This window comes from Streptomyces sp. WAC05374, from assembly GCF_004353505.1.
Taxonomy (GTDB): domain Bacteria; phylum Actinomycetota; class Actinomycetes; order Streptomycetales; family Streptomycetaceae; genus Streptomyces.
Map to the genome: position 1 here is coordinate 88892 of NZ_SMNQ01000007.1, position 16139 is coordinate 105030.

General features: G+C 71.4%; 17 protein-coding genes and 1 tRNA gene. 12 read left to right on the forward strand and 6 right to left on the reverse strand.

What is annotated here, in order from left to right:
• Positions 1 to 21: 21 nt before the first annotated feature.
• Positions 22 to 1665 carry a beta-N-acetylhexosaminidase gene (locus E2B92_RS16145; protein ID WP_235023847.1) on the reverse strand — a complete coding sequence of 548 codons (1644 nt, stop codon included), beginning with the start codon at positions 1663 to 1665 and terminating at the stop codon, positions 22 to 24.
• Positions 1666 to 1808: 143 nt separating this feature from the next.
• Here E2B92_RS16145 and E2B92_RS16150 point away from each other — a divergent pair, with 143 nt between their 5' ends.
• From E2B92_RS16150 to glmS, 3 genes are all read left to right on the forward strand, one after another.
• Positions 1809 to 2687 (forward strand): DUF4429 domain-containing protein, encoded by an 879-nt coding sequence (locus tag E2B92_RS16150; RefSeq protein ID WP_126888434.1) that lies wholly within the window; start codon positions 1809 to 1811, stop codon positions 2685 to 2687.
• A 75-nt stretch (positions 2688 to 2762) separates the two neighbouring features.
• Positions 2763 to 3038: a hypothetical protein gene (locus tag E2B92_RS16155; protein ID WP_064069380.1), complete on the forward strand. Its 276-nt coding sequence runs from the start codon at positions 2763 to 2765 to the stop codon at positions 3036 to 3038.
• 75 nt (positions 3039 to 3113) lie between these two features.
• Positions 3114 to 4931, forward strand: coding sequence for a glutamine--fructose-6-phosphate transaminase (isomerizing) (gene glmS, locus E2B92_RS16160; RefSeq protein ID WP_126888435.1), 1818 nt, complete (start codon positions 3114 to 3116; stop codon positions 4929 to 4931).
• A gap of 166 nt (positions 4932 to 5097) precedes the next feature.
• Here the strand turns inward: glmS and E2B92_RS16165 are convergent, their stop codons facing one another.
• Both E2B92_RS16165 and E2B92_RS16170 read right to left on the reverse strand, forming a co-directional pair.
• A complete protein-coding gene (locus E2B92_RS16165; protein ID WP_126888436.1) occupies positions 5098 to 5670 on the reverse strand; it encodes a GPR1/FUN34/YaaH family transporter in 573 nt (190 codons plus the stop codon).
• A gap of 150 nt (positions 5671 to 5820) precedes the next feature.
• On the reverse strand, positions 5821 to 6342 hold the full coding sequence (locus E2B92_RS16170; RefSeq protein WP_126888437.1) for a universal stress protein: 522 nt from the start codon (positions 6340 to 6342) through the stop codon (positions 5821 to 5823).
• A 487-nt stretch (positions 6343 to 6829) separates the two neighbouring features.
• Between E2B92_RS16170 and E2B92_RS16175 the strand changes: the two genes are divergently transcribed.
• The 4 genes from E2B92_RS16175 (at position 6830) to E2B92_RS16190 (ending at position 9670) form a co-directional block, all read left to right on the forward strand.
• A complete protein-coding gene (locus E2B92_RS16175; protein ID WP_126889097.1) occupies positions 6830 to 7150 on the forward strand; it encodes a hypothetical protein in 321 nt (106 codons plus the stop codon).
• Positions 7151 to 7527: 377 nt separating this feature from the next.
• Positions 7528 to 8766 carry a helix-turn-helix domain-containing protein gene (locus tag E2B92_RS16180; RefSeq protein WP_126889096.1) on the forward strand — a complete coding sequence of 413 codons (1239 nt, stop codon included), beginning with the start codon at positions 7528 to 7530 and terminating at the stop codon, positions 8764 to 8766.
• 136 nt (positions 8767 to 8902) lie between these two features.
• On the forward strand, positions 8903 to 9502 hold the full coding sequence (gene orn / locus E2B92_RS16185; RefSeq protein WP_126889095.1) for an oligoribonuclease: 600 nt from the start codon (positions 8903 to 8905) through the stop codon (positions 9500 to 9502).
• A gap of 95 nt (positions 9503 to 9597) precedes the next feature.
• Positions 9598 to 9670 (forward strand) — tRNA-His (locus E2B92_RS16190).
• 631 nt (positions 9671 to 10301) lie between these two features.
• Here the strand turns inward: E2B92_RS16190 and E2B92_RS16195 are convergent.
• Genes E2B92_RS16195 through E2B92_RS16205 form a run of 3 tightly spaced genes read right to left on the reverse strand, consistent with a single transcriptional unit; the run spans position 10302 to position 11939 of the window.
• On the reverse strand, positions 10302 to 11156 hold the full coding sequence (locus E2B92_RS16195) for a helix-turn-helix domain-containing protein (RefSeq protein ID WP_126889094.1): 855 nt from the start codon (positions 11154 to 11156) through the stop codon (positions 10302 to 10304).
• Between the two features lie 20 nt (positions 11157 to 11176).
• Positions 11177 to 11707 carry a DUF6879 family protein gene (locus E2B92_RS16200; protein WP_126889093.1) on the reverse strand — a complete coding sequence of 177 codons (531 nt, stop codon included), beginning with the start codon at positions 11705 to 11707 and terminating at the stop codon, positions 11177 to 11179.
• Entirely contained in the window at positions 11676 to 11939 is a 264-nt protein-coding gene (locus E2B92_RS16205; protein WP_126889092.1) for a hypothetical protein, read from the reverse strand. Before E2B92_RS16205 ends, E2B92_RS16200 begins: the two co-directional genes overlap by 32 nt.
• 197 nt (positions 11940 to 12136) lie before the next feature.
• On the opposite strand from E2B92_RS16205, the gene E2B92_RS32680 reads away from it, so the two are divergent.
• From E2B92_RS32680 to E2B92_RS16225, 5 genes are all read left to right on the forward strand, one after another.
• On the forward strand, positions 12137 to 12292 hold the full coding sequence (locus E2B92_RS32680) for a hypothetical protein (protein ID WP_160159758.1): 156 nt from the start codon (positions 12137 to 12139) through the stop codon (positions 12290 to 12292).
• Positions 12286 to 12747 (forward strand): hypothetical protein, encoded by a 462-nt coding sequence (locus E2B92_RS16210; RefSeq protein WP_126889091.1) that lies wholly within the window; start codon positions 12286 to 12288, stop codon positions 12745 to 12747. Before E2B92_RS32680 ends, E2B92_RS16210 begins: the two co-directional genes overlap by 7 nt.
• A gap of 96 nt (positions 12748 to 12843) precedes the next feature.
• Complete coding sequence (locus E2B92_RS16215) at positions 12844 to 13044, forward strand: hypothetical protein (RefSeq protein WP_126889090.1); 201 nt, start codon at positions 12844 to 12846, stop codon at positions 13042 to 13044.
• Between the two features lie 158 nt (positions 13045 to 13202).
• Complete coding sequence (locus E2B92_RS16220) at positions 13203 to 13613, forward strand: hypothetical protein (RefSeq protein WP_126889089.1); 411 nt, start codon at positions 13203 to 13205, stop codon at positions 13611 to 13613.
• Between the two features lie 719 nt (positions 13614 to 14332).
• On the forward strand, positions 14333 to 16069 hold the full coding sequence (locus E2B92_RS16225; RefSeq protein ID WP_126889353.1) for a glycoside hydrolase family 6 protein: 1737 nt from the start codon (positions 14333 to 14335) through the stop codon (positions 16067 to 16069).
• Positions 16070 to 16139: the final 70 nt, after the last annotated feature.

Consider the following 16139-nt stretch of genomic DNA (forward strand, 5'->3'; position numbering starts at 1 on the left):
CGTCCGGCGCCCCGGCTTTTCCTACGCGGTCCTCCACGGCACCTGCGGCGACCGGTGGAAGTCGATCCCCAGGGCCTCCATGCGCGGCCCCTGGCCCGCGAGCCGCAGCCTGTACGCCTCCCAGTCGTGCGACGCGGCCGGCGACCAGCCCAGCTCGGCGGCGCCGAGCAGCCGCGGGAACGCCATCAGGTCGATGTGCGCGCTCGACGAGACGGTCTCCGTCCACAGCGGCGCCTCGACGCCGGCCACCGCGCTGTCCGGCACCCCGGGCAGATACGCCCCGGGGTCCCAGTCGTAGGACCGCCGGACCTCGACGTACCCGGCCCAGGACAGGCCGATCGGGGTGTCCTTGGTGTACTTCATGTCGAGGTAGAGCCGGTCGGCGGGCGACAGGATCAGCCGGGTGCCGTTCTGCGCGGCCCGCGCCACCCGCGCCTTCTCGGCGTCGCTGGTGCGGTCCAGGCCCCAGTACTGGACGAGCGCGCCCCTGGCCGGGTTCGCGCCGGTGAGCTGGTGCCAGCCGATGACGGTCTTGCCGTACGTCGCCACGGTCGCCTGGGCCCGGTCCATGAAGGCGACGTAGTCCTCGTGGCTGGTGGAGTGGGCCTCGTCGCCACCGATGTGGAGGTACCGGCCCGGGGTGAGCGCGGCGATCTCCCGGACGACGTCGTCGACGAAGTCGTACGTGATCTCCTTCGCCACGCACAGGCTGCTGAAGCCGACCTCGGTGCCGGTGTAGAGGGGCGGGGCGACGCCGTCGCAGTTCAGCTCGGCGTACGAGGCGAGGGCGGCGTTGGTGTGGCCGGGCATGTCGATCTCGGGCACGACCTCCAGGTGGCGGGAGGCGGCGTACGCGACGATGTCCTTGTACTGGGCCTTGGTGTAGTACCCGCCGGGCCCGCCGCCGACCTGGGTGGAGCCGCCGTGGGTGGCCAGGCGCGGCCAGGAGTCGATCGCGATGCGCCAGCCCTGGTCGTCGCTCAGGTGCAGGTGCAGCTTGTTGATCTTGTAGAGGGCCATCTGGTCGATGTAGCGCTTGACCTGCCCGACGGTGAAGAAGTGCCGGGAGACGTCGAGCATGGCTCCCCGGTAGCCGTACCGGGGCGTGTCGGTGATCGTGCCGCCCGCCACCTGCCAGGGGCCGCGCCGGCGGGTGTCCTCCTCTATGGACGCCGGGAGCTGCTGGCGCAGGGTCTGGACGCCGTGGAAGAGCCCGGCGGGCGTCCGGGCGGTGAGGGTGACGCCCCGGCGGCCGGACTCGAGCCGGTAGCCCTCCTCGCCGAGCGCCGCCTCCCGGCCGGTCAGCCGCAGCCGGATGCCGCCGGGCCCCGCGTCGTCGTCCACGACGGGCAGGGCGTATCCGGTGGAGGGCCGCAGGACGTCCGCGAGGTACGCCGCGACCCGGCGCGCCTCGCGTGCGCCGTCGTCCACGTGGATGCGGGTGCGGGGGGTCAGCGTGTACGGGTCGCCGCCGGGGCGCACGGAGGCGGGCGCGGGCACGATGTCGCCGAGCGGCCGGGGGGCGGAGGCCGCGGTACCGCCGGGCGGGGCCCCGCCGGGCGCCGCGCCGCCGGGTGCGGCCCCGAGCCCGGCGGCACCGGCGGCCACGACGAGCAGCAGGGAGCCGAGGAGGCGGAAGCGGGGGAACGTTCTGTGCTGTCTCACGGAGCTGGTCCCTTCGACGGGCCTCGCAACTGTGGTGCAGAGCAACCGAACGGTCACCATGCGTACCGTGCGTCCCAGGACGGGTCAAGGTGTAGACCACTTCCGGCCGACCGGTGCCGCCTCCCAATGCCAGAATCCTCCCCATGACGGAGATCATCCAGAAGGACGGGACCTGGAGCTTCGACGGGGACGTCATACGCATCGTGCCGGGCGGCGACAAGAGCGTGGGGCTGCTGCGCACGACGCTCGGCGAGGTCGCCGTACCGCTGAGGGCGCTGGCCGGCATCTCGTTCGAGGCGGGCAAGAAGGCGGGACGGCTGCGGTTGCGGCTGCGGGACGGCGCGTGCCCGCTGGTCCGGCTCACCGGCGGCGGGCTTGCGGACGGCTCGGACCCGTACCGGCTGACGGTGGCGAACGACCGCAGCGGGGTGGCGGAGTACTTCGTGGACGAGGTGCGCCACGCGCTGCTGCTGGAGCAGGTGGGGAGCGGGCCGGTGGACGCCTACCTGCTCCCGGGGCCGCCGGTGCCGGTCGGGGCGGCCGCCGGGGACGCCACGGTGACGTTCGACGGGGAGCGCGTGCGGCTGGAGTGGAACTGGAAGACGGAGGAGTCCAAGGCGTCCGGGGGCGACCGGACCCTCGCGCTGGCCGACGTGCGGGCCGTGGAGTGGCTGCCGGCCGCCGGGCTGGAGAACGGCTACCTCCGCTTCCGGTCCGACAGTACGGCGGCCACTCCCCCGGCGCCCAAGTACGACCCGCACGCCGTGGAGCTGTGGGGCTTCCGCAAGGACCCGCTGATGGCCCTGGTCGGCGCCGCCGTGGTGGCCCGGCTGCCGCACCCGAACGCCGCCGCGCCCGCCGTCGTGCCCGCCGGTGCGCCGCCCGTGCCGGAGCCGGCGCCCGCCGCCGACCACGACGTCCTGCTGCGGCGGCTGCGGGAACTGGGCGAGCTGCACCGGACCGGGGTGCTCACCGACGACGAGTTCACCGCTGCGAAACAGGCTGTTCTTAAGCAACTCTGACCAAAACGGACGCAGCCCTGCCCGATATCGGGCAGGAATGTTGCCATCCACATGCCCGTCCTCCAATATCTACGAGTGCTCGAACACCGCCCGTCGCACGACGACCTCATCGACCACCTGGTCCGCAGCACCGCGCTCCAGCGTGGTGAGGCCGCCCGGGTGGTGCTCGACGTGCTGGCGTACTTCGACGAGACGACCGAGGAGTTCGTCCGCCGCCGCCACCGGGAGCTCCAGTCCGGTGGCGAGGTGAACGCCACGATCTTCGAGCGCATCGCGGCCGAACTGCCGCACCGCGCGGTGGCGCCGCCGGAGCTCTCGCTCCGCCAGCTCCGCCGCATCGTCTACGGCTGAGTCCACGGCCGGCCGTCCGGGGCCGTCGTCCAGGGCCGGGCAAGAACCGCAACACATTCGGAGGGGCAACACTTTATGTGCGGAATCGTCGGTTACATCGGTAAGCGTGATGTGGCTCCGCTGCTGCTGGAGGGTCTGGCGCGGCTGGAGTACCGGGGGTACGACTCGGCGGGCATGGTGATCACCAGCCCGAAGTCCACCGGCCTGAAGATGGTCAAGGCCAAGGGCCGGGTCCGCGACCTGGAGGCCCGGGTCCCCAAGCGCTTCACCGGCACCACCGGCATCGCCCACACCCGCTGGGCCACGCACGGCGCCCCGAGCGACATCAACTCGCACCCGCACATGGACCCCGAGAACAAGGTCGCGGTCGTCCACAACGGCATCGTGGACAACGCCCAGGAGCTGCGCGCCAAGCTCGAGGCGGACGGCGTGGTGTTCGCGTCCGAGACCGACACCGAGGTCCTCACCCACCTGATCGCCCGCTCCCAGGCCGACACCCTGGAGGAGAAGGTCCGCGAGGCGCTCAAGGTCGTCGAGGGCACGTACGGCATCGCCGTCATGCACGCCGACTTCAACGACCGGATCGTCGTCGCCCGCAACGGCTCCCCGGTCGTCCTCGGCATCGGCGAGAAGGAGATGCTCGTCGCCTCCGACATCGCCGCGCTGATCGCCCACACCCGCCAGATCGTCACCCTCGACGACGGCGAGATGGCCACGCTCAAGGCCGACGAGTTCCGCACGTACACCACCTCGGGCACGATGACCACCGCCACGCCCGAGACCGTGGAGTGGGAGGCCGCCTCCTACGACATGGGCGGCCACGACACGTACATGCACAAGGAGATCTCGGAGCAGGCCGACGCGGTGGACCGCGTCCTGCGCGGCCGCATCGACGAGAAGTTCTCCACCGTGCACCTCGGCGGCCTGAACCTGGACGCCCGCGAGGCCCGCGGCATCCGCCGCGTCAAGATCCTCGGCTGCGGCACCTCGTACCACGCCGGCATGATCGGCGCCTCGCTCATCGAGGGCCTGGCCCGCATCCCGGCCGACTCCGAGCCGGCCTCCGAGTTCCGCTACCGCAACCCGGTCGTGGACCCCGACACCCTGTACATCGCCGTCTCGCAGTCCGGTGAGACCTACGACGTGCTGGCCGCCGTCCAGGAGCTCAAGCGCAAGGGCGCCCGCGTCCTCGGCGTGGTCAACGTGGTCGGCTCCGCCATCGCCCGCGAGGCCGACGGCGGCGTGTACGTGCACGCCGGCCCGGAGGTCTGCGTCGTCTCCACCAAGTGCTTCACCAACACCGTCGTCGCCTTCGCGCTGCTCGCCCTGCACCTGGGCCGCATCCGCGACCTGTCGGTCGCCGACGGCAAGCGGATCATCGAGGGCCTGCGCAAGCTGCCCGGCCAGATCCAGGAGATCCTCGAGGGCGAGGAGGACATCAAGAAGCTGGCCGCCGTGTACGCGGAGGCCAAGTCGATGATGTTCATCGGCCGTGTCCGGGGCTACCCGGTCGCCCTGGAGGCCTCCCTGAAGCTCAAGGAGATCTCCTACATCCACGCCGAGGCCTACCCGGCCTCCGAGCTCAAGCACGGCCCGCTGGCGCTCATCGAGCCCGCCATGCCGACCGTCGCGATCGTCCCCAACGACTCCCTGCTGGAGAAGAACCGGGCCGCGATGGAGGAGATCAAGGCCCGCAGCGGCAAGATCCTCGCGGTCGCGCACCAGGAGCAGGAGAAGGCCGACCACACGATCATCGTCCCGAAGAACGAGGACGAGCTGGACCCGATCCTCATGGGCATCCCGCTCCAGCTCCTCGCGTACCACACGGCCCTGGCCCTGGGCCGGGACATCGACAAGCCGCGCAACCTCGCGAAGTCCGTCACGGTCGAGTAGGTCCGGCCGCCGCCGTGACGGTCCCCGTGGTCCCGGCCACGACCGTCACGGCCGAACGGTTCCGGCCACACCAGGACGTGGGTGACCCCCGGCGCGTGCCACCAACGCGCCGGGGGTCACCCTTTCGTACGGCCGGTGCCGCCCTTGCACCGGCCTCGTGGCCGGTTCAGCCCGTGGCCGTCACACCCGGGCCCCGCCCGGCGGTACGCCCGGCGAGCGTCGGCCACTTGGCCAGGGACGCGGTCGCGCCGTACCAGGCGCCCAGGCCCGCGAGCGCGGCCGCCCAGCCGCCGATCCGCCCGAGCGCGGAGGCGTCGGCGAAGGCGCCGATGCCGGAGAGCAGCAGGGAGAGGGTGAGCAGCCCGTACACGCCCTGCGTCATCAGTCCGCTGCCGGAGGCGGCCGCCGTCAGCGAGAGCGACAGCATCGCCCACAGGACCATGAACAGGCCCGCGGCCTCCGCGGAGGCCCCGGCACCGCTCCCGGTGCCCCAGGCGAACCAGAAGGCGCCGAGGCCGGCGAACGCCGTGCCGGTGCGGCCGTTGCCCGCGTGCAGCTCGAACAGGCCGGCGACGAAGAGGGCGACCCCGCCGACCCAGGTGGCGAGGGCCGCGGCGTCGGAGGCCGCGACGTTGTCGATCACACCGGTGCCGCCGACGCCGTACGCCAGCAGCGTCAGACCGAGTGCGAGGTGGCCGAGAGTAGAGGTGGTGCTCCCCGCAGAGACGTCGTTGTCCACGGCGGGCTCCCTTCAGGCTCATGTGCAGTTGTGCTGCTTCCCAGCCACCTGGATATACCCTTCACAAGCGCACAATCCACCTCGTGGGCGGCTGAATTTCGCCGTGCGCAAGGGAAATTGACGCCGCATCACCGGCGGACGACGGCAGGGCTACGGGATGACGACGACCGGCCGCTGCGCGCGCCGCGCGAGCCGTCCGGCGACCGAGCCGAACATCCGGCCGACGATGCCGTGCGTGGAGCCCACGACGATGGCGTCGGCCGAGTACTCGCGGCCGACCTCCTCCAGCTCGTGGCAGATGTCGCCGCCCCGCTCGACGAGGATCCACGGCACCTCGGACAGGTAGTCCGCGCAGGCGAGCTCCAGCCCGAGCACCTCGGTGCGGTGGTCCGGCACGTCGACGAAGACGGGCGGCTCGCAGCCGGCCCACACGGTGGTGGGCAGCCGGTTCGCCACGTGCACGATGATCAGACCGGAGCCGGACCGCCGGGCCATGCCGATGGCGTACGCGAGCGCTCGCTCACTGGAGGTCGAGCCGTCGAAACCGACGACCACCCCGTGCTGGAAGGCGGGGTCGCAGGCGTGGCGCGTCTGTTCCGCCGCGAGGGGGTCGACCGGGGAGTCGGCGACCTTCCTGCGGTCCGGGGGTTCGGAGAATTCGTGACCGGCCATCGGTGTCTCGGCGAAGAAGGTCCTCGTGGGAAGGAACAGGGATCCAACGGTTGGCGGCGGAGGTGTGTCCGGGAATCATCTTCCCAACCCCATACCCCCAAGGGTACGGCGGCACTCCTCCACTGCCCAGTGCCCGCCACCCTGCCGCGGCGGTCACACGGCGTTCCAGGGAGCATGCACGAGCCCGCCCCGTATGGCAATGCCGGATGCCCCTTACAGCCGTCCCGCCGGGCCCCGGCGCGCGCCCGCGCACGGCCGTCCCCGGCCGCGTACGCCGTCCACGCCGCCCGGCACGCGGAAGGCACCCCACCACCCCGGGCCGGCGCCCGCACACGCTCCGCGACGAGTCAACCGCTCTCCGTCACAACCCGCCCACCCGCCCCTCCCCCACCCCCGGCCATCCGGACCCGCGGGCAGTGACCGGGGCGGCCGGTTGTCGTTGGCCACTCGGTCCGACCGGTCATACCGCAGACAGCAGGGAGCCTCCGTGCCCGCACACCCGTCCGCCCCCGCCCCCTCGTCCGCGTCCGAGTCGGCGAGCGACGTGGTCCGCTGGGCGGCCTTCAGTTGCGCCCTGGTCCCCGTGGTCCTCCTGGTGTACGGCACGTCCTTCGGCGGAGCCGCCGGGACCGCCCTCGGCCTGGCAGCCGTGACGGCCGCCTGCCGGGTGCTGCTGCGCCGTTCGGAGCGGCTGGCCGAGGCGAGCCGGCACCCGGCCGCCCCGCACCGCGGCGGCCGGCACTCCCGCTCGGGTGCGGGAGCGCGCCGCGGAGGGCGTCACGGCGGCGGTTGTGCACCCATGGACTGACGCTTTCGCACATCCGCGCCCGTATGTTTTCAGCCAACTTCAGCGCACTGGCCGTTCCTTGCCAGAATGGCCTGCCAACCCCCTTGTCAGCAGGCGAGAAAGGACCGACGGGGCCGCTCGCACCCTACGTGGATGGGCCATGCGCGCGAGGCGCACTTCCCTGTGGGGGCCACGAGTGGAACGCTTCGTGATCGAATGCTTCGCGCCAAGTTGCCTTGTCGACATAGTGCCGAATACGGAACTTGTCGCTCCGGTGCCATGGGACACAGTAGATTCGATCATGACTATCGAAGACTGGGGACTCGTGCAAAACCGAGGGGAATCGTGCAGGAGCGACAGGACCTAGGAGACGCGAACACCGAGGGGGGCTTAGCGTCATGAGCCAGGACTCCGCCGCACCGGAGACCGGACGCAAACTGTCCGGACGGCGCCGTCGCGAGGTCGTCGCAGTGCTGCTCTTCAGCGGCGGCCCCATCTTCGAGAGTTCCATTCCGCTCTCGGTGTTCGGGATTGACCGCCAGGACGCCGGAGTTCCGCGCTACAGGCTGCTCGTCTGCGCGGGCGAGGACGGACCGCTGCGGACCACCGGCGGGCTCGAACTGACCGCACCGTACGGGCTGGAGGCCATCAGCCGGGCGGGCACCGTCGTCGTACCGGCCTGGCGGTCGATCACCTCGCCGCCGCCGGCCGAGGCGCTCGACGCGCTGCGCCGCGCGCACGAGGAGGGCGCCCGCATCGTCGGCCTGTGCACCGGGGCGTTCGTGCTCGCCGCCGCCGGCTTACTGGACGGGCGGCCCGCCACCACGCACTGGATGTACGCGCCGACGCTCGCCAAGCGCTACCCGTCGGTCCACGTGGACCCGCGGGAGCTGTTCGTCGACGACGGCGACGTCCTCACCTCCGCGGGGACGGCGGCCGGTATCGACCTCTGCCTGCACATCGTGCGCACGGACCACGGCACGGAGGCGGCCGGGGCGCTCGCCCGCCGGCTCGTCGTGCCGCCCCGGCGCAGTGGCGGGCAGGAGCGGTACCTCGACCGGTCGCTGCCCGAGGAGATCGGCGCCGACCCGCTGGCCGAGGTGGTCGCCTGGGCGCTGGAGCACCTCCACGAGCAGTTCGACGTGGAGACGCTGGCGGCCCGCGCGTACATGAGCCGGCGCACCTTCGACCGGCGCTTCCGGTCGCTGACGGGGTCCGCCCCGCTCCAGTGGCTGATCACGCAGCGGGTGCTCCAGGCGCAGCGCCTGCTGGAGACGTCCGACTACTCGGTCGACGAGGTGGCCGGGCGCTGCGGCTTCCGCTCACCGGTCGCGCTGCGCGGGCACTTCCGCCGCCAGCTCGGCTCGTCGCCCGCCGCGTACCGGGCCGCCTACCGGGCCCGGCGCCCGCAGGGCGACCCGGCGGGGCCTCCGCCGGCCGCCGTGGAGTCCATGGTGCCGTCGCAGCTTCCGCCGGCGAGGCGGGCGGCCGCCGCGGGTACGACGGTGACCTCCGCGGCCGGGCCGGATCACGGCCACGGTCCGGGGCACGGCCACGGGCACGGGCACGGCAAGCCGCACGCGGACGCCTTCACCGGCGGCCGGGCGGCCCTGCCGGGCCAGCGCAGCGCGCCGTAAGCACGCGGTCCACCGCACATGGGGGCGCCGCCCCGGGCCGACCACCCGGGGCGGCGCCCCCGCGTCGTGGTGGTCGGACCGGGCCCGCTTCGCCGGCGCGCGCCCCGGGGGCGGCGGCCCCTCTAAGGTAGGACGCATGAACGATCGCATGGTGTGGATCGACTGCGAGATGACCGGGCTCTCGCTGACGGATGACGCACTCATCGAGGTGGCCGCGCTGGTCACCGACTCGGAACTGAACGTACTCGGTCAAGGTGTGGACATCGTGATCCGCCCGCCGGACGCGGCGCTGGAGACCATGCCGGACGTGGTGCGCCAGATGCACACCGCCTCCGGCCTCCTGGACGAGCTCGCGAACGGCACCACCCTGGCCGACGCCGAGGAGCAGGTCCTCGCCTACGTACGCGAACACGTCAAGGAACCCGGCAAGGCTCCGCTGTGCGGGAACTCGGTCTCCACCGACCGCGGGTTCCTGCTCCGTGACATGCCGACGCTGGAGGACTACCTCCACTACCGGATCGTCGATGTCTCCTCGGTCAAGGAGCTGGCCCGCCGCTGGTACCCGAGGGCGTACTTCAACAGTCCGGAGAAGGCCGGCAACCACCGGGCGCTCGCCGACATCCGGGAGTCCATCGCCGAGCTGCGCTACTACCGCGAGGCGATCTTCGTCCCGCAGCCCGGCCCCGACTCCGACACCGCGAAGCAGATCGCCGCGCGCCACGTCCTGCCCGAGTAACCGGCCGCTCCACCCGCCACGCGAAAGGCGGGAGCGAGCACCCTCTCGGACCCTGTACACTTTTTCTCGGCCGGTCGGGAAAAAGACCGGTCGTGGTGGGTATAGCTCAGCTGGTAGAGCACCTGGTTGTGGTCCAGGATGTCGCGGGTTCGAGTCCCGTTACTCACCCTGATTGATCAAGGGCTGACCTGTGAAAACAGGTCAGCCCTTCGTCATGCCCGGACGTTTGATGCGCGGCGGGGGTCCCGTGGCCGAGCCGAAGATCCCTGGCGATGTGCCGTTCGCCGACTACGCGGTCCGCCGTGTGAACCGGCTCACAGGCATCCACGAGCGGACCCGAGCGGACCACCACCTGCCGCTGGGCGCGAGCACCCGGCGACCATCCGCGACCTCACCCAGGACGACGTCACCGCTCGGGTCCGGGCCGGGGAGGCCGGCGAGAGGGACCCGGACGACCCCGGTGGGTGGGTGATGCCCGGACGCCACACGCCGGCGGCGCCGGAGCCGGAGAGGGCGGTGGAGGACCTGCCGGACCGGGCCGAGGTGCGGGTGCCGATCCCCGGCCCGCCGGGCGAGCACGGCCCACACGGGGCGGGACTGCCAGGACCACCCGGGACACCCGGCCGGCTACTGGTCGAGGCGCCCCCTGACGACCCGGACGCGCTGGCGTGCCGCCGTGACGGGCCCGCCGCCCTCTCCTACGCCCGCGCCGGGACCGCTCGCGTCGGACCCCGCCCGCCGCCGGTACGCATGAACCTCCTGCTCCCATCGGGGAGGGTGGGAGGCGTCTTTGTCGTTCTCAGCCCAAGGCGTCGATGGCTTTGACGATGAGTGCGCGCGCATCCGCGCCGTACACCGCCATGCTCCGTAGTTGCTCGAAGGTCTTGAGGTACAGCGCGATCTCGTCGGGCTGAGTGATCCGCACTTGGGCCGAGGCCAGCTCCACCGACACGAGAGCGTCGTCGTACATGTGGAACGTCTCCCGCGGCCACTGCGATCGGCAGCGGGTCGCCATGGGAATGACACCGAGGGAGACCGACGGGATGGCCCCGGCGGTAAGCAGGTAGCCGAGCTGGGCGGCCATGGCTTCCGTGTCGGCGACCTGGTGGTACAGGACCGTCTCTTCCATGAGCATCACGAACCGGTGCCCCGGTTCGTGGATCACCTGGGAGCGCTCGACCCGGGCGCGGGCAGCTTCAGCGCTGTCGTCGTTGGGCAGTTCGCGCAACCTCGCCACGGTACGGAGGATGGCCGCTGCGTAGCCCTCCGTCTGGAGGAGGCCGGGTACCAGCGTGGAGGAGTAGACGCGGAACAGTCGAGTCTGGCGGAAGAAGTGCACCAGGTTGTCCTGCATCTGCTTGAGCCCGTTGCGGACCTGATGCCGCCACTCGGTGTACATGGATTCCGCGTTGAGAGACTGGACGATGAGCCCCTCGGCCTGCCCGCCGGCCCGACAGGCTTCGCACCAGAGCCGGATGTCCCTGGCCGAGGGGGCTGTTCGCGCGTTCTCGATGCGGGAAGTCTTGGCATGGTGCCAGTGGCACCGCTCGGCCAGCTCGGTGACCGTCAGCCCCGCTTCCTTGCGCAGGTCACGCAGGCGGCGCGCGACAACTTCACGCGCCGCCTGGGCGGACGAGGACGGGGAAGTGGTCATGAGCCGGCCTGTCCGGTGCGTCAGTGGATGCGGTACTGATCATGAGGAGTGGCGCGGGCCCAGACCGCTTCAAAGGCCGTGGCGCACAGCTTCACTGCCGCCGGGTCCTCCGTGTCCTCCGGGCCGGCGGACGCGCCTTCGCCGGTGAAGTGGTTCCAGCGCACGAACCGGTCGTCGAACAGCCAGAAGTCGTTGCCGGGTAGCGCAATCGCCGATGCCTGGCGGCGGGGAAGCCACCTCACCTGCTCCCCAGCGGCGATGTTGGTGAAGGTGCCATCGAAGAGGAAGCGGGTGTACTCGCTCACCGGCTCGGACACGATGCGGGCGCGGCGTACCGTCACGCCGCGAGAGACGGTCTCCTCGACCAGGTCGAGCCAAGGTCGCCACCAGGAGGCCCGGTCCGACGGATCGTGCCGGAACCCTTGTCGCCATTCAGCGAACGGGCCCTTCTCGTAGTCGACGGCGTATGAGTCCCGCATCTCCAGGTGCACAGCGGTGTGCCGGCACTGGGACATCAGCTCATGAAACGTCGTCGGCACGTTCGACGGCATCGCACGCCTCCCTGATCATGTGCACCATCCTGCCCGGGATACGGACTACTGCCTCGTTCTCGGGGATTCCCTTCGCGTGACCGGGCACGTCGAAGGCTGCGCACTCGGCGGTGAGGTCGGCGCTGGGCTTCCACCCCTGGAAGACGATCTCCTTGTTCTGCCGGTCGACCCAGACGGTAGGGCTTTCGTGATCGCCGGTGTTCGGGTCGATCCCAATGAACTGTAGTGACATCGGGTCCTCCGTCGATGGAGTTGTGCAGTTGTGTGCATCACGGTCTCGGCGGACGACCCACGCGTCAAGACAACGGAGCGCCAATCACCCTTACAGTGAAGGGTGTTCGCACAGATCTGCACATCGCTGGTGTGTGCGCACAGCACGTTCCTACGGTCTGAGCATCAAGCGCCTGACCGGATGGGGAGCGACCCGTGATGACGATCAAGGTGTACCGAGTGACGCCGGACGGCGCCCGGCGCACGATCCGCGACGAGCAGGAAGTGGCGCCGACCACCACGACCCCGGCCACCGGGGGCTACTCGCCGTGCTCCTGCCCGCGCTGCCGCCCGGCGGAGACCCGCCCATGCTGAGCGCCGCGCACCTGGTCATCGAGCCGACCGAGCGCATGCTGCGCACGCTCGTACCGGTCCAGTGGGGGGACCCGTCCACCGGCACCGTCCACCTGCTGCTGGCGCACCCGCCCGTGCCGGGTGCGGGCTCCGCGGCCGTCACCGAGGCTCGCATGCGGGGGCTCGCCGCAGCGCTCCACCTGGCCCGGCCAGCGCCCGATGGACGCATCGCGAGTCTGCACCGGCGGTTCCTCATGCATGGCACCAACGCCGTCCTCGGCCTCGACGGGTGCGCGTTCGACCTGAGCGTCCCCATGAGCGACGAGTGGACGAGGGCCGTACACGCCGGCGCGCACGTCGTGGTCGCCGTAGGGCTGGACCCGCTGCCTCGGGGAGTGCCGAGGGCGGCGGTCTCCGCCTACCTGGAGAGCCGCCGGCACAGCGGCCGCATCCTCATGGGCGCCACCCCTCGGTGATCTACGCCCTCTGCCCCCGAGCAGCGGGGACGGAGGAGAGGGCCCGTCAAGCCCCGCCCCGGTCGACTCCCTGGCAGGACCGCGACCCCGCGCCGCGTGTACGGATCGCCCAAGGACCGCGACGAGCGGTTCGCGGCGGCATGCTGGCCGATCTGCACGTTCCGGCCAGCACTGCCGGCCGGAGTCGGTCCCCTGCCCGCCCGTGGCCCCGGCGCGCCGCCGTCCGGCTGGGCCTCCGCGTTCCGGCACGGGCGTATCGACGACGGCCACCATCTGCTCGACGTCGGCACTGGCTGACGCGCGGCGGCCGGCGCGCCACGCTCTGACTCCCGGAGCTTGTTCTGCGTCGGGCAGGGATCCCCTGCCGACGCACCTCGATGAATTGCCTTCGCCGTGGGATCCCCATAGCTTCGTGCGATCGAGGATCGAGCGACACGGGTGCGGGGGACAAAGCAGTGGACGAAGACCAGTGGCTGCTGCGTCATGGGCTGCATCCGGATGGCGCCGGCCTCGACGAGGTACGGGTGCTTCTGCGCGAGCAGATCCGGCTCGAACGCGGAAGCCAGGGGCACGGCGACACCATCCTGATGAAGCTCTGCTGCGTCCAGTTGTTCCATGCCGCTGTTCCCGACGACGTCCTCCTGATCTGGAAGGCCAAGACGGCCAGCTTCGACGCCTTCTGTTCCATCGACGTCCAGCTCCTGTGCGGCGGCGGGCTGGAATGGACCAAGGCGTACCTGGCGGCGCACCCGGAACAGGAGAGTCAGGCGGCATTGGCGCGGCTGCTGGACTGCGAAGAAGCGGGGGACTTCGACGACTTCTCACCGGCTGAGCGGTCTGCCATGTACGCCGCGTACTACGTGTGATCCACCGCTCCACTCGGCCGATCACCCCTCGCCGACAGGCGACAAGCGCTCGTCACGCTTCCGGGGCGCGGGTTCCACCGGGCGCCGCACGTCGCGGCACCGTACCCGCCCACCGCGCGTGTGCCGAGCAGGGCGGGGCCCGGTCCTGCCGACCAGCGCCCGGCAACGTTGCGCCGGGGGGCGGCGACCTTCATGGGCTTGGGGGCAGACGGGGCCGCTGGGGCCGGTGGCGTCGGGGTCGGCGCACGGGGGCTTCCTCTCGGATGTGGGGGTCCGCGGCGGGGGGTTGGGCAGCGCGTTCCGCCGGGGATGACGCGTCGTGCACAAGCCTTGAACCAGTGGGAGCGCTCCCACTATGGAGAGAGGGAGCCGAGCGGTCAAGGGCTTGAAGAGTCGAAGAAATTCGGCAGCGAAAATTGACGGCCCCTCTGTTCCTTGACGGAACTTGCCGCTACGGTCTGCTCCACCAGTGGGAGCGGTTCCATCCAGTCGACGCACGGTCACACGGGCCCTCGGACGCACGCGGTCCTTCCGCACGCGGTTCCGGGCCGCCGGGCGCCCGTTCCTCCCACCACCCGCCACCCCCGTACCGCTCGTGGCGGACGACTCGGCGCACTCGTCCGCGTGATCAGCGACGACGACGGCACATCCCCGCACAGATCCGTCACCGGGCCCCGCGTCCCCCCGACGCGCGCCCTCGACCGAGAGGCAGCACGGACATGAGCCGCACCAGAACCGCCGCACGCCCCTCCCGGCGCCGCACCGCCTTACTGGCCGCCTGCACCCTGATGGCGGCGACCGGCGCCACCGCCACCGCGCTGAGCACCGCCGCCGGCGCCGCCGCCCCGGGCTGCCGGGTCGACTACCAGGTCACCAACCAGTGGAGCAGCGGCTTCGGCGCCAACGTCACCGTCACCAACACCGGTGACCCGGTCAGCTCCTGGACCCTGGAGTGGACCTACGCGGGCGACCAGCGCATCACCCAGTCCTGGAACGCCACCACCTCGCAGACCGGCGCCGCCGTCACCGCCAGGAACGTCTCGTACAACGGCAGCCTGGCGACCGGCGGTTCCGCCTCCTTCGGCTTCAACGCCTCCTACAGCGGCACCAACGCCGTACCCACGACGTTCAAGCTGAACGGCGTGACCTGCGACGGCGGCACCACCGACCCGACGGACCCGCCGACCGACCCGCCGCCGGCCGGCAGCCGCGTCGACAACCCGTACGCGGGCGCCAAGGTGTACGTGAACCCCGAGTGGTCCGCCAAGGCCGCCGCCGAGCCGGGCGGCACCCGCGTCTCCCAGCAGCCCACCGGCGTCTGGCTGGACCGGATCGCCGCCATCAACGGCGTGAACGGAGGCATGGGCCTGCGCGCCCACCTCGACGAGGCGCTGCGCCAGAAGGGCACCGGCGAACTCACCGTCCAGCTCGTCATCTACAACCTGCCGGGCCGCGACTGCGCCGCCCTCGCCTCCAACGGCGAACTGGGCCCGACGGAGATCGACACGTACAAGACGCAGTACATCGACCCGATCGCCGCGATCCTCGCCGACCCCAAGTACGCGGGCCTGCGCATCGTCACCACGGTCGAGATCGACTCCCTGCCCAACCTGGTCACCAACGTCACCCCGCGCCCGACCGCCACGCCCAACTGCGACGTCATGAAGGCCAACGGCAACTACATCAAGGGTGTCGGCTACGCCCTGGCCAAGCTGGGCGCCGTGAAGAACGTCTACAACTACGTGGACGCGGGCCACCACGGCTGGCTCGGCTGGGACGACAACTTCGGCCCGTCCGCCCAGCTCTTCAAGCAGGCGGCCACGGCCGAGGGCTCCACGGTCGCCAACGTGCACGGCTTCATCGTGAACACGGCCAACTACAGCGCTCTCAAGGAGGACCACTTCACGATCAACGACACGGTCAACGGCGTGTCGGTACGCCAGTCGAAGTGGGTCGACTGGAACCGGTACACCGACGAGCTGTCGTACGCCCAGGCCATGCGGGCCGAGCTGGTCCGGATCGGCTTCTCGCCGAACCTCGGCATGCTGATCGACACCTCCCGCAACGGCTGGGGCGGCACGGCCCGGCCGTCCGGCCCCGGCGCGACGACCAGCGTCGACACGTACGTCAACGGCGGCCGCTACGACCGGCGCATCCACCTCGGCAACTGGTGCAACCAGTCGGGTGCCGGTCTCGGCGAACGCCCGAAGGCCGCGCCCGCGGCGGGCATCGACGCGTACGTGTGGATGAAGCCGCCGGGCGAGTCGGACGGGGCGAGCCGCGAGATCCCGAACGACGAGGGCAAGGGCTTCGACCGGATGTGCGACCCCACGTACACGGGCAACCCCCGGAACAACAACAACATGTCCGGCGCCCTGCCGAACGCCCCGCTGTCGGGCCAATGGTTCTCGGCCCAGTTCCAGGAGCTGATGAGGAACGCCCACCCGGCGCTCTGACCGGCACCTGAGCCCCCGCCCCCGGCGACCTGCCCCGCCGGGGGCGGGTCGCCGTGACGCGGACGCCCGG

What these genes read in the sequence shown, in the direction of transcription:
- E2B92_RS32680 (WP_160159758.1), top strand. Translation starts at nt 12,137, where the DNA reads ATGACGATCAAGGTGTACCGAGTGACGCCGGACGGCGCCCGGCGCACG.
- E2B92_RS16205 (WP_126889092.1), bottom strand. Translation starts at nt 11,939, where the DNA reads ATGTCACTACAGTTCATTGGGATCGACCCGAACACCGGCGATCACGAA.
- E2B92_RS16210 (WP_126889091.1), top strand. Translation starts at nt 12,286, where the DNA reads ATGCTGAGCGCCGCGCACCTGGTCATCGAGCCGACCGAGCGCATGCTG.
- E2B92_RS16200 (WP_126889093.1), bottom strand. Translation starts at nt 11,707, where the DNA reads ATGCCGTCGAACGTGCCGACGACGTTTCATGAGCTGATGTCCCAGTGC.
- glmS (WP_126888435.1), top strand. Translation starts at nt 3,114, where the DNA reads ATGTGCGGAATCGTCGGTTACATCGGTAAGCGTGATGTGGCTCCGCTG.
- orn (WP_126889095.1), top strand. Translation starts at nt 8,903, where the DNA reads ATGAACGATCGCATGGTGTGGATCGACTGCGAGATGACCGGGCTCTCG.
- E2B92_RS16195 (WP_126889094.1), bottom strand. Translation starts at nt 11,156, where the DNA reads ATGACCACTTCCCCGTCCTCGTCCGCCCAGGCGGCGCGTGAAGTTGTC.
- E2B92_RS16180 (WP_126889096.1), top strand. Translation starts at nt 7,528, where the DNA reads ATGAGCCAGGACTCCGCCGCACCGGAGACCGGACGCAAACTGTCCGGA.
- E2B92_RS16225 (WP_126889353.1), top strand. Translation starts at nt 14,333, where the DNA reads ATGAGCCGCACCAGAACCGCCGCACGCCCCTCCCGGCGCCGCACCGCC.
- E2B92_RS16170 (WP_126888437.1), bottom strand. Translation starts at nt 6,342, where the DNA reads ATGGCCGGTCACGAATTCTCCGAACCCCCGGACCGCAGGAAGGTCGCC.
- E2B92_RS16150 (WP_126888434.1), top strand. Translation starts at nt 1,809, where the DNA reads ATGACGGAGATCATCCAGAAGGACGGGACCTGGAGCTTCGACGGGGAC.